The 16,916-nt window shown below is 62.5% G+C and carries 18 protein-coding genes; 9 read left to right on the top strand and 9 right to left on the bottom strand.

The features are described 5' to 3' along the window. Window positions 1-5 precede the first annotated feature (5 nt). The 8 genes from HG264_RS00235 (at window position 6) to HG264_RS00200 (ending at window position 6,383) form a co-directional block, all read left to right on the top strand. Window positions 6-845 carry an ABC transporter ATP-binding protein gene (locus HG264_RS00235; RefSeq protein WP_178102796.1) on the top strand — a complete coding sequence of 280 codons (840 nt, stop codon included), beginning with the start codon at window positions 6-8 and terminating at the stop codon, window positions 843-845. Beyond that, window positions 842-1,606 carry an ABC transporter permease gene (locus HG264_RS00230; protein WP_169405779.1) on the top strand — a complete coding sequence of 255 codons (765 nt, stop codon included), beginning with the start codon at window positions 842-844 and terminating at the stop codon, window positions 1,604-1,606. The genes HG264_RS00235 and HG264_RS00230 overlap by 4 nt, the downstream gene beginning before the upstream one ends. A gap of 25 nt (window positions 1,607-1,631) precedes the next feature. Continuing rightward, the gene (gene hpxZ / locus HG264_RS00225; protein ID WP_169405778.1) at window positions 1,632-2,006 is read left to right on the top strand and encodes an oxalurate catabolism protein HpxZ; all 375 of its coding nucleotides are present in this window, start codon (window positions 1,632-1,634) and stop codon (window positions 2,004-2,006) included. 61 nt (window positions 2,007-2,067) lie between these two features. After that, a complete protein-coding gene (locus HG264_RS00220) occupies window positions 2,068-3,015 on the top strand; it encodes a DMT family transporter (protein ID WP_169405777.1) in 948 nt (315 codons plus the stop codon). A 273-nt stretch (window positions 3,016-3,288) separates the two neighbouring features. Continuing rightward, window positions 3,289-4,278 (top strand): ABC transporter substrate-binding protein, encoded by a 990-nt coding sequence (locus HG264_RS00215; protein WP_169405776.1) that lies wholly within the window; start codon window positions 3,289-3,291, stop codon window positions 4,276-4,278. A 40-nt stretch (window positions 4,279-4,318) separates the two neighbouring features. Beyond that, window positions 4,319-5,071, top strand: coding sequence for an ABC transporter ATP-binding protein (locus HG264_RS00210; protein ID WP_306085237.1), 753 nt, complete (start codon window positions 4,319-4,321; stop codon window positions 5,069-5,071). After that, window positions 5,052-5,843: an ABC transporter permease gene (locus tag HG264_RS00205; RefSeq protein WP_169405774.1), complete on the top strand. Its 792-nt coding sequence runs from the start codon at window positions 5,052-5,054 to the stop codon at window positions 5,841-5,843. The genes HG264_RS00210 and HG264_RS00205 overlap by 20 nt, the downstream gene beginning before the upstream one ends. A 60-nt stretch (window positions 5,844-5,903) precedes the next feature. Continuing rightward, window positions 5,904-6,383: a nucleoside deaminase gene (locus HG264_RS00200; protein ID WP_169405773.1), complete on the top strand. Its 480-nt coding sequence runs from the start codon at window positions 5,904-5,906 to the stop codon at window positions 6,381-6,383. A gap of 72 nt (window positions 6,384-6,455) precedes the next feature. Here HG264_RS00200 and HG264_RS00195 read toward each other — a convergent pair whose 3' ends face one another. Genes HG264_RS00195 through HG264_RS00155 form a run of 9 tightly spaced genes read right to left on the bottom strand, consistent with a single transcriptional unit; the run spans window position 6,456 to window position 14,614 of the window. Beyond that, entirely contained in the window at window positions 6,456-7,142 is a 687-nt protein-coding gene (locus tag HG264_RS00195; RefSeq protein ID WP_169408956.1) for a GntR family transcriptional regulator, read from the bottom strand. An 18-nt stretch (window positions 7,143-7,160) separates the two neighbouring features. Then, entirely contained in the window at window positions 7,161-7,556 is a 396-nt protein-coding gene (gene hpxZ / locus HG264_RS00190; protein ID WP_169405772.1) for an oxalurate catabolism protein HpxZ, read from the bottom strand. Beyond that, window positions 7,553-8,227 carry a cysteine hydrolase family protein gene (locus tag HG264_RS00185; protein WP_169405771.1) on the bottom strand — a complete coding sequence of 225 codons (675 nt, stop codon included), beginning with the start codon at window positions 8,225-8,227 and terminating at the stop codon, window positions 7,553-7,555. The genes hpxZ (HG264_RS00190) and HG264_RS00185 overlap by 4 nt, the downstream gene beginning before the upstream one ends. Further along, the gene (locus HG264_RS00180) at window positions 8,224-9,759 is read right to left on the bottom strand and encodes an ABC transporter ATP-binding protein (RefSeq protein ID WP_169405770.1); all 1,536 of its coding nucleotides are present in this window, start codon (window positions 9,757-9,759) and stop codon (window positions 8,224-8,226) included. Before HG264_RS00180 ends, HG264_RS00185 begins: the two co-directional genes overlap by 4 nt. Window positions 9,760-9,761: 2 nt before the next feature. After that, complete coding sequence (locus HG264_RS00175; RefSeq protein ID WP_169405769.1) at window positions 9,762-10,451, bottom strand: cysteine hydrolase family protein; 690 nt, start codon at window positions 10,449-10,451, stop codon at window positions 9,762-9,764. A 5-nt stretch (window positions 10,452-10,456) separates the two neighbouring features. Beyond that, window positions 10,457-11,464, bottom strand: a complete 1,008-nt coding sequence (locus tag HG264_RS00170) for a formamidase (RefSeq protein WP_169405768.1) — start codon at window positions 11,462-11,464, stop codon at window positions 10,457-10,459. A gap of 11 nt (window positions 11,465-11,475) precedes the next feature. Then, window positions 11,476-12,396 (bottom strand): ABC transporter permease, encoded by a 921-nt coding sequence (locus HG264_RS00165; RefSeq protein WP_169405767.1) that lies wholly within the window; start codon window positions 12,394-12,396, stop codon window positions 11,476-11,478. Next, window positions 12,389-13,501: an ABC transporter permease gene (locus HG264_RS00160; RefSeq protein WP_169405766.1), complete on the bottom strand. Its 1,113-nt coding sequence runs from the start codon at window positions 13,499-13,501 to the stop codon at window positions 12,389-12,391. Before HG264_RS00160 ends, HG264_RS00165 begins: the two co-directional genes overlap by 8 nt. Before the next feature lie 3 nt (window positions 13,502-13,504). Continuing rightward, window positions 13,505-14,614, bottom strand: coding sequence for a BMP family ABC transporter substrate-binding protein (locus HG264_RS00155; protein ID WP_169405765.1), 1,110 nt, complete (start codon window positions 14,612-14,614; stop codon window positions 13,505-13,507). Window positions 14,615-15,125: 511 nt separating this feature from the next. Here HG264_RS00155 and HG264_RS00150 point away from each other — a divergent pair. After that, on the top strand, window positions 15,126-16,904 hold the full coding sequence (locus HG264_RS00150; protein ID WP_169405764.1) for a mechanosensitive ion channel family protein: 1,779 nt from the start codon (window positions 15,126-15,128) through the stop codon (window positions 16,902-16,904). Window positions 16,905-16,916: the final 12 nt, after the last annotated feature.

Here is a 16,916-nt window from a genome sequence, read left to right as displayed (position 1 = left end):
GGACTATGAAAATGATGCCCGACCATTACAGCATGGGCCCGCCTGCCAGCGAGGTGAAGGCACCAGGCTCCGCCTGGCCACACCTGCCGAAGGGCACCCACATCACCATTCGCGGCCTGACCAAGACCTTCGATGGCGCGCCGGTCTACGACAACTTCGACCTGAACATTCCGAAGGGCAAGATCGTGTCGATCTTCGGCCCGAACGGCTGCGGCAAGAGCACGCTGATCAACATGATCTCCGGCATCCTGCCCTACGACAGCGGGCAGATCCTGTTCGACGGCAAGGAAGCACGGGAAACCACGCTGGGTTACGTGTTCCAGAACTACCGCGAGGCGATCTTTCCGTGGATGCGGGCCATCGACAATATCCGCTATCCGCTGCAGTACCTGAAGCTGTCCAAGGGCGAGATTCAGGCACGCCTGGACCGCCTGGTGGAAAGCTTCGAGGTCCAGTTCGACCTGAACCTCTATCCCTATCAGCTCTCCGGCGGACAGCAGCAGCTGGTCTCGATCATGCGCGCGCTGGTGGTGGAGCCGGAGGTGCTGTTTCTCGACGAACCCTTCTCCGCGCTGGATTACGAGATGGTGATGTTTCTGCGAGGCCGTCTGCAGAAGGTGCTGACCGAGCGTCAGGTCACCACCCTGCTGGTCTCCCATGATCTGGACGAAGCGGTCCTGCTCGCCGATGAGGTACTGCTGCTGACCAAGCGGCCGACCAAGGTCGCCGAGCGCCTGATGTTCGATGCGCCCCGGCCCCGGACTGCCGATACATCGGTACAGCCGCAGTTCATTCAGGTGAAGTCCCGTGCGCTGGAAATCTTCCAGCAGGAGGTGCGCCGATGATTACCGTCGCCTCGTTCGGCCGGCTTCGCCCGCTCATTGGTGTCGTCGCGCTGATTGTCCTGTGGATACTGATCCACGCTACCCGGGCCGTGGACCCGGTGCTGCTGCCCTCTCCGGCTGAAACCTGGAACGCGCTGATCATCGGTCTGACCGAGGGCACTCTGGGCGCAGACTTCGCCAAGACCGTGGTACGGACGCTGTGGTCCTTCGGCATCGCAGTCGTCATCGCCGTACCCCTGGGGGTGGTGCTGGGCGCCTCACAGAAGTTCTACGAGTCCATCGAGTTCGCCATCGACTTCTTTCGCTCGACCCCTGCCTCGGCCATGTTTCCGCTGTTTCTGGTGATCTTCGGGGTCGGCGAAGCGACCAAGATTGCCGTCGCGGCATTCGGCGCGGCGCTGGTCATCATGTTCAACGTGGCCTACGGCGTCATGGGCGCTCGCAAGCAGCGACAGCTGGCGGCACGGGTGATGGGCGCGCCGCGCTGGCGGGTACTGACCGATGTGACCCTGCTCGAATCCATGCCGCAGGTCTTCGTGGGCATGCGCTCCGGGGTGTCCCTGGCACTGGTAATCATCATCGTCGCCGAGATGTTCATCGGCTCCACCGATGGCCTGGGCCAGCGGGTGATGAACGCGCAGATGATCTTCGACATGCCCGACATGTACGTCGCAATCATCGCCTCCGGCGCACTGGGCTATGCGATGAACCTGCTGTTCATCATCACCGAAAAACGCTTTGTTCACTGGGGCGGCAAGTAACGCCGCGCCACAACGGAGACACCGCATGCAGATCAATGATCCAGAGACTCTGGCAGAAGTCACCGAGGTGTTCGAGGAGTACGAACGCGCGCTGCTGAGCAACGATACCGCGGTACTGGACCGCCTGTTTTGGAACGACGAACGTACAGTGCGCTACGGCGCGGGGGAAAATCTGTATGGCTTTGCGGCAATCCAGCGCTTTCGGCAGGGACGCTCGGCAGGCAATCTCGAGCGCGAGGTGCCGCGCCGCGAAATCACCACCTTCGGCAGGGAATTTGCAGTGACCAACATCGAGTTCACCCGCGCGGGGTCACCCCGCGTCGGCCGTCAGAGCCAGACCTGGGCCCGCCTGCCGGACGGCTGGCGGGTGGTCTCGGCTCACGTGAGCCTGATGTCCTAGCCGCTTGCTGTCCGCAGCGCCCTGCGCCAGCCAACCGGCCCACCTCAAGGAAAGAACCAGCATGACCAATCCCTCCGGAACACCTGCCCCGCGTTATGCCTGGCGCACGGGCTATCTGCTGCTGGCCTTCGTTGCCCTGGCCTGGGGACTGAATTTCCCGATCCTGAAACTCGGGCTGGAAAACAGCCCGCCGCTGCTGTTCACCACCATCCGCATGCTGCTCGGCACCGTGACGATGTTCGTCATCGCCGCCGCCATGGGTATCCTGCGGCTACCTGACCGGCGGGACTGGGCGGTGCTCTTTTCGGTCGGGGTACTGCAGAACATGGCCTTCATCGCGCTGGTCACCCTGGGGCTGCAGTTCCTGCCAGCCGGCCGGGCGGCCATCCTGGCGTACACCACGCCGATCTGGGTGGTGCCGGCCGCCGCCCTGTTCCTCGGTGAACGCTTTACCCCGCCGCGCATGATCGGGGTGTTTCTCGGTCTCACCGGGCTGATCACCGTGTTCAACCCGGGAGCGCTGAGCTGGAGCCAGCCGGATGTGCTGATCGGTGGCGGCCTTATCATGCTCGGTACCCTGGTCTGGACGGCCGGCCTGGTGCATGTGCGACGGCATCGCTGGCACGGCGACGTCCTCTCGCTCATTCCCTGGCAGCTTCTGATCTCGGTACTGGTACTGGCGCCGATCGCGCTGGCCTTCGAGAGCCCCGCAGACATCGTCTGGGAGACGTCTTTCCTGTGGCCCCTGATCTTCAGCGGTACGGTCGCCTCCGGCCTGTGCGTTGCGGCGCAGGTGGCGGCAATCCGGTCACTGCCCGCAGTCAGCATGTCGCTCAGTTCCGCCGCGGTCCCGGCAGTCGGCCTGTGGTCCTCGGCGCTGTTTCTCGGGGAGCAGCCGTCGAACGCCGACCTGCTGGGCTTCGTGCTGATCGCCCTCGGCATTCTGACCGTGGGCCTGGCCGACCGCCGCCAGGCACTGCAGGCCAGCCAGACGCGCGCAATGCGCTAGCGGCTGGTCGACATGATCCGCTCACGGTCATCGCTGGCACGCTGCACGAACTCGGCGCACACCCAGGCGGGATGCACCGGTTTAGCGCAACCCGCCCAGGCATGCCTTGCCCATCTACCGGACAGAGGCGTCCATATCGCGAGCTACACCGGTGCAGCAAGCCGCCGCCACGGTTCCGCTGCCAACTCGGAAAAAGTGGCCCGCTATTTGCTCCTCCCTTAAAACCTGCCTTGTTGGTCAGGATTAAACGCACTGCCGCCCTTGGAGAGTCTTATGTTGAAGAACGTATCGAAAATGCTGGCACTGACCCTTACTCTTTCCGGGAGCGGTCTGGCTTTTGCCGTAGACAAAGTGCACTTTCAGCTGGACTGGCTACCGGGCGGTGACAAGGCGCCAGTCTATGTGGGTATCCAGCAGGGCTTTTTTGCGGATGAAGACCTGGAGGTAAAGATTTCCAGCAGCCGCGGCTCCACCGATGCCCTGACCAAGATCGCAACTGGGCAGGCAGAAATGGGGAGCGCTGATATCGGCGCACTTATGGCAGCCCGAGCCCAGGACACCCTGCCGATCAGTGCGGTCTACATGATCTTCAATCAGGCGCCACACGCCTTCTTCATGCTGGATAGCAGCGATATCACCAGCATGACTGATATTGCAGGGAAGAAAGTCGCCACCTCCCCTTTCACCTCGTCCAACGCGTTCATGCCGCTGGTGCTGCGCGCCAACAATATGCCCGCCGACGCCGTCACGCTGACCAAGTCAGATCCGGGCGCGCTGGGCCCGATGCTGATGACCGGTAATACCGACGCGATTATTGCCTGGGTCACCAACATCGCATTGTTCCAGGCTCAGGCAGCCAGTGCCGGCAAGAACATCAGGGTTCTGCCCTGGTCGTCTGCAGGTCTGGAGCTGTACAGCTCGGCGATCGTTGGCAGCGACAAGTTTCTGAAGGATCGCCCTGAGGTCGCAAAACGCTTCATGAAGGCCTACGTGAAATCACTGCATTTCACCAGGGATAACCCTGAACAAGCCGCCGCTGATCTCCATGCAATGGTGCCGGATATCGACCCTGCCGTGGCCACCGCCCAGATTCGCGACACCATGACGCTGGTGTTCAACGACCTGAGCGAAAAGGATGGATTGGGCGTCATGACACCTGAGCGCGTCGCCCAGACATGGACCTACGTCGCCGAAGCGAACGAGCTGGCCGAGTCATCGCTGGATCCAGAAACCGTCGTCAACCGTACCTTCATTCCCGAGTGAGACTGATATGAAGCAACACTCCGAGCGCGCGTTCGTTCGGATGGACGGTGTCGGGCATCGTTATGATCCGGCACCAGACGCTCCGATGGCAGTGCAGAACATCAACCTTGAAATCAACCGCCATGAATTCGTGGCGGTGGTCGGCCCGTCCGGATGCGGCAAATCAACGCTGCTGCGCATGGTCGCCGGGCTGCTGGTGCCCACCGACGGCCAGGTCAGCGTATTCGGCAAGCAAGTCAGCGGCCCGCGGGATGACGTCGGCATCGTTTTCCAGAAACCCACCCTGCTGCCCTGGTTGTCGGTGCGCAAGAATGTCCTTTTCCCGCTTAAACACAAGTTCGGCCGTTATGGTCGGGAAGATGAAAAGCGCGCCCAGGACCTGCTTGAAATGGCTGGCCTGCAAGCCTTCGCCGAGAAGATGCCGGATGAGCTTTCCGGCGGCATGCAGCAGCGGGTCGGGATCGTGCGGGCTTTGTTGCTGAATCCGGACATCCTGCTGATGGATGAGCCCTTTTCCGCGCTGGACGCCATGACCCGCGAGCAGATCGGTTTCGACCTGCTGAGGATCTGGGACGAGAACCCCAAGACCGTCCTGTTCATCACCCACTCCATATCCGAAGCGGTGCTGCTCGCCGACCGCGTACTGGTGATGAGCAAGCGCCCCGGATCGGTACTCGACCTCATCGACGTGGACCTGCCGCGCCCGCGGTCCCCGGAGACAATCAAGCAGCCGCGCTTTGGCGAGCTAACGGATCGCATAAGGAAGCATATCTATGAGCCAGAAGCAGCCTGACGGATCGCTGCGTAATACGCTGCTCAGTTGCGCCCCCTGGATTTTCTTTGTCGGCTTGCTGCTGGCCTGGGAAACGCTGTGCCGCGCTGCGGAGTTGCCGACCTACGTGTTGCCCGCACCTTCGGTCATCGTCGATGCCTTCTTCGAAGTTGAAATGAGCCGATGGCTTGACCATTTATGGGCCACGCTACGGGTCGCGCTCATGGGCTTCGGGCTGTCCATCGTGATCAGCATCCCACTGGCCATCTTCATGATGCGCTCCGAGCTGCTCTCCCGAACGCTCTACCCCGTACTGGTCGTTATCCAGTCCACCCCTGTGGTGGCCATTGCGCCGCTGATCATCGTGATGATGGGTTCCGGCGATACCTCAAGGGTACTGATTACCTGCCTGCTAACGTTCTTCCCGCTGGTTGTTTCAACCGCCACGGGAATCAACGAAACGCCCGCCGAACTGATCGAACTCAGCCGATCGCTGGATGCGCCCACCCGCCGTGAAACCTGGCAGATACGCATTCCCTACGCCGTCCCACATATTTTCAGCGGGCTCAAGGTGGCGATCACTCTGGCGATCATCGGCGCGGTGGTGGCTGAGTTTGTCGCCGCAGAGAAAGGGCTGGGTTACTTCATCCAGTTCTCCACCTCGTTCTTCAAGATTCCCCAGGCTTTTGCCGGGCTGTTCTTCCTCGCGGCGGTGAGCCTGCTGCTTTTCAAATGTGTGCAATGGACGCAGCAGATCTTCTTTGCCTGGAGCCTGCCGAAGAAAAAACCTTGAACTCCGGCCGGTCTTTCGCCGGCCATTACCAACCCTTTTCCATCCGTTGAAGGAACCTACGTGAGCCATACCGAACAAGACATCGCGCTGCTGCGCAAAACCTTTACGCTGGCGGAGAAAGCCGCAGCACAGGGCGTGCACCCCTTCGCTGCGATACTGGCTGACAGTCAGGGCCAGGTATTGATGGAACAGCTCAACGCCTATCTCCCGGACAAGGACATGACCGGCCACGCCGAACGCGTCCTCATGACCCGAGCGAGCCAGACCTATTCGCCCGAATTTCTCGCTCAGTGCACACTGTTCACTTCCGCCGAGCCCTGCGCTATGTGCGCCGGCGCGGCCTATTGGGCAGGCATCGGGCGCGTCGTCTACGGCGCCAGCGAAAAGCGCCTGAAAGCCCTCACCGGCAACCACCCCGAAAACCCCACACTTGACCTCCCCTGCCGCGACGTATTTGCCGCCGGGCAACGAGACGTCATCGTTGTCGGGCCGCTTCTGGAAGATGAAGCAGCTGAGGTGCATGAGGTGTTCTGGGGGTAATGAGATTAGTGGTGGTTTCCGGACCGCCAGACTGCCATCTGCTCAGTCCAGCCAGCCCCCTACGATTACCGCTCAGGCCTGTCGAACGCTGTGGCGCGCCTCGGACAGCATCGACAGGCTGATCTTGCGTACTTCGATCTTGCTCTGCTCGATATGTGAACGCAGCAGCAACTGCGCCTCATCCCGCCGGCGAGCGACCAGGGCCTGCAGGATCAGGGCATGCTCGTTGTAGGTTTCCTCGATCCGCGCGCTCTTGAGGAAATCCAGGCGCCGGACGATGCGGATGCGGTCACAGACCTCGGCATGCACCCGGGTCATTTCGCGATTGCCGGCTGCGGCGAGCAGCCCGCAGTGAAACGCCTCATCCAGGTCCGCGACCTGCTTCATGCCATGTTCACGCTGCGCGGCAGGTACCATCCAGACGCGATTGAGTTCGGCCAGCGCCGCCGGCAGGTCCGGCATGGCGCAGAGGCGGTCGATGGCGACGCATTCCAGCACCACGCGCAGGTCGTACAGCTCGTCGATCTGGCCGAAATCCAGCGGCTTGACCGTCCATCCGCGACGAAAGCCCACCTCAAGGTAGCCCTCCCGCTCCAGGCGATAGAGCGCATCACGCACCGGTGTACGTGACACCTGGTAGCGCGCGGCGAGCTCGGTCTCGCTGAAGCGGTCGTGCGGCAGCAGCTGGTAATCGAAAATTTCCTGCTTCAGTCTCTGGTAGATCTGCTCTGCGAGGGCGTTGGTCTGGGGTTTCAGGATGGGATCACCTGTTTTTTGTCAGAGCGTAGCAAGGTCGATGCTCACATGCGCCGAGACAACTTTCCAGCCAGCGGGAAAGCGCACCCAGGTCTGCATTTGCCGACCGGTACGGGATGTCTCACCGTCGCTGAACTCGGTGCTGACGGTGGCGTAGTGTTCATCGAATGTGGATATCACCGTATTGCGCAGCTGCCGGCCCGGTCCCACGGGGGTACAGACTCGCCGGTAGGCGGCGATGTTCCGGGCACCGTAGAGGTTCTCGGCAACGCCGTAGCGCACGGTATGGTCAGTGTTCCAGAAGTAGTCATCGAGTACATCCAGCTCGTTGGCCAGCAGGGCGCGCTCGTAGTCCTCGAAGGCCAGGCGCACGGCCTCGACCACGTGGGGCAGATTGATGCGTGGTTCCTTGTTCATGGTCGTTCCTCGTTCATGGCAGCGCGCAGCGCGGTCAACCTGGCGGTGTGCCCGACGATCCCGCCCTGGGCGATGATCATCTCCAGGGTCGACTGCTTGAAGGCGGGGAAGTAGCTCTCGGTCGCGTCTTCGATCAACAGGCAGCGATAGCCGCGGTCGCTGGCCTCACGCATGCTGGTCTGCACGCAGACCTCAGTGGTCACTCCCGCGAAGATGAGAGTCTCGATACCCTGCGCACGCAGCCTGTCCTCCAGACCGGTTGCGTAGAACATGCCCTTGCCCGGCTTGTCGATCACCCATTCCCCGTCGATGGGCGAAAGGGATGGGATGATCTGGTTACCCGGCTCGCCGCGTATCAGAATGCGCCCCATCGGCCCGGGATCGCCGATGCGCAGCCCGGGCTTGCCGCCTTCAAGCTTGGCCACTGGGCAGTCCGACAGATCGGGTAGATGCGATTCGCGGGTATGGATGACCAGCAGGCCCTGTTCCCGGGCCAGCGCCAGCAGTGAGTCCACCGCCGGGATGCTGGCTTGCAGCACACTCACATCGTTGCCCAGGGCGGCACCGAAGCCGCCGGGTTCGAGAAAGTCGCGCTGCATGTCGATGATCACCAGCGCGGTGCGCGCGGGATCGAAACTGAAGGCCGCAGGCTTGGCCTGCACGCTGATCATGCCGCACCTGCCGCGTGGTCGCCGCCGGCTATGTAGTGACCGAGCATGGCGCGGTCAGCCTGCTCGGCCGCCACGTCGAGATTGATTTCACCCTCGTGAATCACCAGGATGCGGTCGGACAGCTCCAGCAGTTCGTCCAGATCCTCGCTCAACAGCAGCACCGCAGCGCCCTGCGCCCGCGCATCGCGCAGCCGCTGATGGATGATCGCCACCGAGGCGAAGTCCAGGCCGAATACCGGGTTGGAGACGACCAGGGTTCGCACGTCGTGGGTCAGCTCCCGCGCCAGCACGGCGCGCTGCACGTTACCGCCGGACAGGGTCCCTATCGGTCGCAGCGGATCTGCCGGGCGCACGTTGAATTGCTGGATCAGCGCGGCGGCCTGGGCCTGGATCGCCCGCCGATTGATCAGCCAGCCCTGGCGGCAGATTGGCGGCTGGTCGAAATTGCGCAGCGCCAGGTTGTCCGCCACGCTCATGCCGGCGATGCAGGCATTGCGCAGCGGCTCTTCCGGCAGGCTGAAGACCTTTTCTTTCTGCATTTCCCGGCGGCTGGCCTTGTAGGGAGCGCCATTGATGCGAATCTCGCCGCTCACCGTCTGCCGCTGGCCCAGCAGTGCTTCGGTCAGTTCACGCTGGCCATTGCCGGAAATGCCGGCGATGCCGACGATTTCGCCGGGGCGCACGTCCAGCGACAGCCCCTTGACCGCCAGGGTGCCGCGGTCATTGGCGACGTTCAGTTCACGGACCTCGAGTCTGGGGGCGGCGTTGCGGTCGACCGGTCGCTGGCTGACCGGCTCGGCGACCGATTCGGCGGCGCCCATCATCCAGGTTGCCAGCTCTTCCTGCGAGGTGGCTTTGACCTGGGTGCTGCCAACCAGGGTGCCCTTGCGCAGCACGCTGACATCGTCGGCAAAGCGCGAGACCTCGCCGAACTTGTGGGTAATCATCAGCACCGAGATGTCGCCCCGATGGGCCATGTCGCGCATCAGGCCCAGCACCTCCTCCGCCTCCTGCGGTGTCAGCACCGAGGTCGGTTCGTCAAGGATGATCAGTTGCCGGTCCAGATACAGCTGCTTGAGGATCTCCAGTTTCTGCTTCTCGCCCGCCGCCAGCGAACTGACCGGGCGTTCGATATCCAGCCGAAACGGCATGCGCTGCATGAAGGCTTCGAGCCGCTGGCGTTCCAGCGGCCAGTCGATGCGCCACTTCAGGTCACCCCGCGAGAGCACCAGATTTTCCGCCACGCTCAGGCCTGGCGCGACAGTGAAATGCTGGTAGACCATGCCGATGCCCAGCGCATGGGATTCACGGGGCGTGCGGATCCGCTGTTGCCGGTTGTTGACCAGCAGCTCGCCGTCGTCCAGTGGGCCGTAGCCGACGATGCCCTTGACCAGCGTGCTCTTGCCGGCACCGTTCTCCCCCAGCAAGGCGTGCACCGTACCGGCGCGCACGGTCAGCGATACGTTGGACAACGCCTGAAAGCTGCCGAAGGACTTGCTCGCATTGATGATTTCCAGACTGATCGCACGCATATTCAGTGCTCGCTCAACAGCTCGACGAGTGACGTCGAGTCGGACACCGCGCCAAACACGCCACCCTGCATCTTGACCATGTGTATGGCGGCCAGGTGGTTGCCCGGGTCGGTGGCGCCGCAGCAGTCTTCCAGCAGCAGGCACTCGAACCCGTGATCGTTGGCCTCGCGCATGGTCGTATGCACGCAGACGTCAGTGGTGATGCCGCAGAGGATCAGGTTCTCGATGCCCCGCGTGCGCAGGATCAGCTCGAGATCGGTAGCGCAGAACGAGCCCTTGCCCGGCTTGTCGATGATCACTTCGCCGTCCAGCGGCTGCAGTTCCGGAATCAGTTCCCAGCCCGGCTCGCCACGCACCAGAATGCGCCCGCAGGGACCGACATCACCGATGCCGGCACCGATGCGCTGAGACCGCCAGCGCTTATTCGCCGGCAGATCGGAAAGATCCGGGCGGTGCCCTTCGCGGGTGTGGATGATATGAAAGCCCCGTTCGCGCATGACCTGAAGCACCCGGTTGATCGGCTCGATGGGCGCACGCACCGCCGCCAGATCGTAGCCCATGGTGTCCACATAACCGCCTTTGCCGCAGAAGTCCGTCTGCATGTCGATGATGATCAGCGCGGTGTTGGCCGGGTGCAGCTGGCCGTTGTACGGCCAGGGATAGGGGGCGGAAGCAACAAAACGTTCGCTCACGATAGTTACTCCTGGCTGTCCGGGTTGTAGAGTCGCTCGGGCGCGGCAAAGCCGCAGGCGCTGCCGTCGGTGTGGACGACTTCGTCCTCCCAGGGCAGGCGATACTGGCCAGCGGCGAGATCATGCATGTAGGTGTAGGGGCAGTCCTGCGCGCCACCCTTGACCGCCACGTAGCCGCGGTGCCCGAACTGATAGATGTTGTTCTCCACGCCCCAGTGCTTGCGCGCCTCGCGCACCAGGTCCGGGCGCAGCTCGCAGGAGACGATCTCGTCCGCCCGCCCGCCGCCCTCGGCCATGGGTGTGCCGTCGAAATCGACGAACATGGCCTCGCCCATGGAATCGAAGGTGCCGTCGGAGCCGCACATGCACACGCTGGCGGTCTGCATCAGGTTGGTGAAGGAGTTGACCTGATTGGTGATCTTCCAGGAATGGCGTATCGGTGCGGTGTAGCCCGCCGTCCGGATCATGATCTCGGCGCCCTTGTAAGCACACTCGCGGGCCATTTCCGGGAACATGCCGTCATGGCAGATGATCAGCGCCAGCTTGCAGCCGCGCGGGCCATCGCAGACCGGGATTCCGAGGTTGCCGGGCTCCCAGGGCTCGACCGGCACCCAGGGGTGCAGCTTGCGGTAATACAGGCGCACTTCGCCGGTATCGTCGACGATGATGCCGCTGTTGTAGGGATTGCCGTGCGGGTTGGCCTCCATGATCGAGAAGCAGCCCCAGATGCTGTGATCGATGCACGCCTGCTTCAGCGCCGCGACTTCCGGCCCATCCAGGGTGCACATGATGTCGGGAGAGGTATCCATCGACAGACCGTGCAGCGAGTATTCCGGAAAGACGATCAGGTCCATGCTCGGCATGCTGCGCCGTGCCTTGCCCACCATCGCCACCACTTTCTGCGTCTGGGTCCAGAGTTCCTCGCGGGTATGCGGGTCCGGCAGGGCCAGCTGCGCCAGCCCGATCACGACGCCATTGGGAGATTTGTTGAGCCCACCAAGTCCACTTGCCATGGTCTATACCTCTATCGATTGAGACTGAGCTCGCCAGGAGCTCCCGTCAGTGTGCGGTTGGGACGACAGGTCGCGAGCATCACTGCCATCGTCAGGATGTAGGGCGCTGCGCTGTACAGGTAGTAGCCGGAGCTGATGCCCACCGATTGCAGCGCGGGGCCAATGGCGCCGGCTGCGCCGAACACCAGCGAGGCCCACAGACAGTTCAGCGGTTGCCAGCGGGCGAAGATCACCAGCGCCACGGCCATCAGGCCCTGGCCGCTCGACAGCCCCTCGTTCCAGCTTCCGGGGTAGTACAGCGACAGGTAGGATCCGCCGATCCCGGCCAGGAAGCCGCCCACGGCGGTGGCCAGCACGCGTACCTGCAGTGGCCGGTAGCCGAGCGCCTGGGCCGATTCCGAATGGTCTCCGACCAGCCGCAGTACCAGGCCCCAGCGCGTGCTGCGCAGCCCCCAGTGCAGGAAGATCGCCAGCGCCACGCCAATGAAGAACAGCACGTTGATGTTCAGTGCCGAGCGGATTCGCCCGTCGTCGCTCCAGGCGCCGAGGGAAATCGACGGCAGCATCGGTGCCTGGGGCTGGATGAAGGCCTTGCCGAGAAAGAACGCTAGACCGGTACCCAGCAGCATCAGGGCGATACCGAAGGCAATGTCATTGACCCGCGGGAGCGAGCAGACGATACCGTGCAGCAGGCCGAGCAGCAGCCCTACTCCACCCGCCGCGAGCACGCCGGTCCAGGCCGAGCCGGACAGGTAGGCCACCGCGTAGCCGGTCATCGCGCCGGCCACCAGAATGCCTTCCAGACCCAGGTTGATACGGCCGCCTTTCTCGGTCAGGCATTCGCCCAGACTGACGAACAAAAAGGGCGTACCGACCCGAACTGCGCCAGCCAGAAGGGCCAGCAAAAAGGTCACGAAATCCAGATCACCCATGTTGCACCTCAGCGCCCCTTACCTTGTTGGCATGCTCTTCCAGTGCGATGCGCCACCGCGAAATGCGGCCAGCCAGCGCCTCCCAGGCGAGCAGATTGGTGAACAACAGGCCCTGCAGAATCAGAGTGGTGGCATCCGGCAGATCCAGCCGGCGTTGCAGCAGGCTGCCACTGGCTTCGATGCCGCCAACTAGCGTTGCACAGAGGATGATTGCCAGCGGGTTATGGCGTGCGGCGAAGGACACCAGGATGCCGCTGATGCCGTAGCCGACGATCAGCGAGGCGTTCGCGCTGCCCTGCACGGCACTGACTTCGTACATGCCGGCGAGCCCGGCAGCCGCCCCGCCCAGCACACAGGTGAGAATCACCAGCCGGTTGACCGGCAGTCCCAGCATGCGCGCGGTGCGTACGTTGCCGCCGACCACGTCCAGGGCGAACCCTTTGACGCTGTGCCGCACCAGTACCCAGGCCATCACGCAGGCAATGATGCCGGCGACCAGTCCCCAGTGAACGCGGAAGGAGTCCTCGCTGATCACACCGATCATTAACGAATAATCCAGCGGCACCGTGGACGGCTTGTTCAGGCTGGAGGGGTCACGCAGCGGCCCTTCCACCAGGTGGTTGAACAGCGCAATGGCGATGTAGGACAGCAGCAGACTGCCGATGGTCTCGTTCAGCCCGCGCTTCTGCCGCAGCCAGCCATTGAGGCCGATCCAGAATCCGCCGACCAGCATCGCGACCATGCCCATGGCGATCAGCGTTGCCAGCGGCGGCAGTCCGGTCAGCCAGAGCGGCAGGGTCGCCGCGGCCAGGCCGCCCAGCACCAGTGCCCCTTCGCCACCGATGATGATCAGACCGGCCCGCGCCGGCAGCGCCACGCAGAGCGCCGTCAGCATCAGCGGCGCGGCGCGTTGCAGGGTATTTTCCCAGGCGAAGGAGGATCCGAAAGCGCCTTCGAACACCAGCCCTACGGCTTCCACTGCCGGTTTGCCCTGAAATGCCAGAAACAGCATGAACAGCGCAAAGGAGCTGATGATCGACAGGAGTGTGGGCAGGCCGGGCAATGTGAGCCTGGCCAACCGACTTGCTAGGTAATGTGGATTCATGGATCAGATATCGCCGCGTACGCCTTCGACGAGGTAGTTCATCTGCTCCAGCACCACATCGGTCTGACCCAGCGACTCGCCTTCGGCCAGCACCACATTGCCCTTGTTGTCCTTCAGCGGACCTTTGAACAGAGTGAACTCGCCGGCGATCATCGCGGCCCGGATCTGGTCAGCCTGGGCGCGGGCAGCGGCGCTGACGCTGTCACCGTAGGCGGAGCTCTTGACGAAGCCTTGCGCCAGGCCGCCACGCAGGAAGTTGTCCAGGGACTGGCCCTGCTGAGCCGCCTCGACATGGGCGCGGTAGGGCGTTTCCCAGTTCCACTCGGCACCGGTCAGATAACCCTTGGGCGCCAGCGCAGCCTGGCTGGCGTGGTACCCACAGCTCATCACGCCGCGGCGCTCGGCGGTCTCGACGATGACCTTGGGGCCATCCACGTGGCAGGTCAGCACGTCGCAACCCTGGTCGATCAGGCCGTTGGCAGCTTCCGCTTCGCGTACCGGCAGCGACCAGTCACCGGTAAAGATCACGGTGGTGGTGATCTCCGGATCGACCGAGCGCGCGCCAAGGGTGAATGCGTTCACGTTGCGCAGCACCTGGGCGACCGGTTTGGCGGCGATGAATCCGATGCGCTTGGTCTTGCTCATGTGGCCGGCGACGACGCCATTGAGGTATTGGCCCTCATCGATATAACCGAAGAAGCTCCCCACGTTCTTGGAATGCTTGCTCGCGTCCCAGAGGCCGCCGCAATGCGCGAACCGCACATTCGGATAACGCTGGGCAACGCGCAGTACATGGGGATCGAAATAGCCGAAGGAGGTGGCAAAGATCAGCTCGGCGCCGTCCTGGCGGATCATCGCTTCCATCGCCTGCTGCACTGCCGAGGTTTCCGGTACGTTCTCCTCTTCAATGACCTTGACGTTCGGCATGCTGCGGATGATGCGCGCAGCCTGGGCGTGCGCCTGGTTGTAACCGAAGTCGTCCCGGGCACCGACATAGACGAAGCCGACGACCAGCGGCTTGTCGGCAGCCCGCGCAAAGCTGAACGGCATCGCAGCGGTAACGCCGATCAGCCCGGCAAGTTTGAGGAAATTACGGCGATCTAGACCTGACATGGCAAATTCCTTAGCTCAATGTATTCATGTGTTCAATCATGTATACATGGTGATAGCAATTCGTATGCCAGCCTCTACAGCCCCCGAAAAACGCTCCAGCCTCAGATTTTTCTGCTTAGTTTATGGGCACTTAGCGCATCGCACGCCCCATATCAGGGCATACCTGGCCGCGTTCGGATGGTTCTAACGGGACTCTTTGGGCCCATGTCCAATTTCAGTCACTGCGCCGGTGCAGGAGGAACGTTTCGTTGACCGTGATACGGCCGGGACCGGCAGACGCCTTAGCGAAATATTGGGACAATCGGCTCCACGCCGCGCCCGTCGGCAAGCCATACAGCGATAGCTTGAGATGAAGTGCAGCTATACTTGGCACCCAGTGGCGGCGGCAAGTCGAGCGGCATATGCGTCAAGCCGTGCCGTCCCGGGCCTCGCCCAACGTGTTGCGAGGCGCAGCAGCCACCCGTTTAGAAAGCCCGTTTCGTCCCTGCCATGCCTTACTCGAAGGACGACCATGCCTGTATACAGACCTCGTCAGTACCTGCTGGCCCTGCTGTTTTTCGGTATTGCCTTGATGACTGGCGTACCGGTCGCAGCCCAGACTACCGCCCCGGAGCCGGCCGCCGAAGCACCCGAGGCGCTGCCAACAGCGTCCGCGGACCCACTGGGACGAACCACCCCCCGCGGCGCCTTCGCCGGTTATATCCATGCGATGGCCGAGGAAAGCTACGACGAAGCAGCCGAGTATCTCGATCTATCCGGGCTGTCGCGGCGAGTTGCTCGACAGGGCGGCGCTGAGATTGCCCGTCGTTTGCGCATAGCACTTGATCAGGGCAGCGATGTGCAACCATCCGTCGCACTAAGCGACCAGCCCGAGGGCAAACAAAATGACGGGCTGGCCCCGCATATGGAAAGGATCGGTTCGGTCTCGCTACAGGACGAGGTCGTTCCGCTGTATCTCGAACGCACCGAGGAGACCGAGGAGCCGCTATGGCGAATCTCATCCGAGACGCTGAAATACTTGCCCGAAAGTCTCGATGAAAACCTGGGCACCACCGTGGATCAGTTGCTGCCGAGCGTATTGGTTCAACGCAAATGGCAAGGTGTGCCGATCGGCCACTGGCTGGCCATGGTGCTGCTGGCATTGCTTACCTACGTCGTTGCCCGCTTGTTCGTCGCGGCAGTAATCGGCACGGCGCGGCAAATTCTCAAGCGACGCTTCCCCAACTACCCCGCCGGCCTGGTTCAGGCGTTCGCCCAGCCGATCCGGATATACCTTGCCGTGATGCTGTTTGTGGCTGCGGCCCAGAATGCAGGGATCTCGATCATTGTCCGGCAATACTTCAGCCAGGTGACTGTATTGGTTGCCTGGTTTGCCATCCTGTTGCTGGCGTGGCGACTGGTTGACGTGGTCGCCGATGGTCTGCTTTCAAGGATGACGCGCAGGGCCAACTTCGGTGCATTGTCCGCCATCATGTTCTTTCGGCGCAGCCTCAAGGTATTGCTGCTGGCGTTGGGCACGATCAGCGTGCTGGATATCTTCGGTTTTGACGTGACTACGGGCCTGGCGGCGCTCGGCATTGGCGGTATCGCCATTGCGCTTGGCGCCCAGAAGACAGTCGAAAACCTGGTCGGCGGTCTGAGCCTGATCCTTGACCAACCGGTGCGGGTCGGCGACTTCTGCAAAGTGGGCGATACCGTCGGTACGATTGAACAGATTGGTATGCGCTCGACCCGTATCCGCACCCTGGATCGCACCATGGTGGTGATTCCCAACGGCGACCTGTCCGGACGCGTGATTGAAAACTACGCCCACCGCGACCGTTTCTGGTTTCACCCTACATTAGGCCTGCGATATGAGACGACTCCGGACCAGATCCGCTATCTGCTGGTCGAGATTCGTTCCTTGCTCTACGCGCATCCGCAGGTCGACCCGGATCCGGCGCGGATACGCTTTATCGGGTTCGGCGCCACCTCGGTCAATCTGGAAATATTCGCCTATGTGCTGGCGAAGGATTACGACGACTTTCTGGAGATCCAGGAAGACCTGTATCTGCGTATCGCCGACATCGTTCAGGAGAGCGGAACCGGCTTCGCCTTTCCGTCACAAAGGGTTTATCTGGCTGGCGATACCGGAATGTCCGAAGACAAGGCCCGCGCTGCCGAAGCAAAGGTCAACGAATGGAGGGACAACGGCGAACTGCCGCTGCCGCGCTTCGAGCCCGAGCGTGTCAATGAACTCAAGGGCAGCATTCCCTACCCGCCGCCGGGCTCCAGCACCACACGTCGATAATGCGACAGGCGC

It is taken from the genome of Pseudomonas sp. gcc21, assembly GCF_012844345.1.
Taxonomy (GTDB): domain Bacteria; phylum Pseudomonadota; class Gammaproteobacteria; order Pseudomonadales; family Pseudomonadaceae; genus Halopseudomonas.
The sequence above is the reverse complement of the archived record's forward strand: the minus strand, read 5'-3'. Positions and strand labels throughout refer to the sequence as shown.

Bases quoted from the DNA above. Each gene is read 5' to 3' on its own strand.
- HG264_RS00235 (WP_178102796.1), top strand. From the start codon at position 6: ATGAAAATGATGCCCGACCATTACAGCATGGGCCCGCCTGCCAGCGAG.
- HG264_RS00230 (WP_169405779.1), top strand. From the start codon at position 842: ATGATTACCGTCGCCTCGTTCGGCCGGCTTCGCCCGCTCATTGGTGTC.
- hpxZ (WP_169405778.1), top strand. From the start codon at position 1,632: ATGCAGATCAATGATCCAGAGACTCTGGCAGAAGTCACCGAGGTGTTC.
- HG264_RS00220 (WP_169405777.1), top strand. From the start codon at position 2,068: ATGACCAATCCCTCCGGAACACCTGCCCCGCGTTATGCCTGGCGCACG.
- HG264_RS00215 (WP_169405776.1), top strand. From the start codon at position 3,289: ATGTTGAAGAACGTATCGAAAATGCTGGCACTGACCCTTACTCTTTCC.
- HG264_RS00210 (WP_306085237.1), top strand. From the start codon at position 4,319: ATGGACGGTGTCGGGCATCGTTATGATCCGGCACCAGACGCTCCGATG.
- HG264_RS00205 (WP_169405774.1), top strand. From the start codon at position 5,052: ATGAGCCAGAAGCAGCCTGACGGATCGCTGCGTAATACGCTGCTCAGT.
- hpxZ (WP_169405772.1), bottom strand. From the start codon at position 7,556: ATGAACAAGGAACCACGCATCAATCTGCCCCACGTGGTCGAGGCCGTG.
- HG264_RS00185 (WP_169405771.1), bottom strand. From the start codon at position 8,227: ATGATCAGCGTGCAGGCCAAGCCTGCGGCCTTCAGTTTCGATCCCGCG.
- HG264_RS00180 (WP_169405770.1), bottom strand. From the start codon at position 9,759: ATGCGTGCGATCAGTCTGGAAATCATCAATGCGAGCAAGTCCTTCGGC.
- HG264_RS00170 (WP_169405768.1), bottom strand. From the start codon at position 11,464: ATGGCAAGTGGACTTGGTGGGCTCAACAAATCTCCCAATGGCGTCGTG.
- HG264_RS00165 (WP_169405767.1), bottom strand. From the start codon at position 12,396: ATGGGTGATCTGGATTTCGTGACCTTTTTGCTGGCCCTTCTGGCTGGC.
- HG264_RS00160 (WP_169405766.1), bottom strand. From the start codon at position 13,501: ATGAATCCACATTACCTAGCAAGTCGGTTGGCCAGGCTCACATTGCCC.
- HG264_RS00155 (WP_169405765.1), bottom strand. From the start codon at position 14,614: ATGTCAGGTCTAGATCGCCGTAATTTCCTCAAACTTGCCGGGCTGATC.
- HG264_RS00150 (WP_169405764.1), top strand. From the start codon at position 15,126: ATGCCTGTATACAGACCTCGTCAGTACCTGCTGGCCCTGCTGTTTTTC.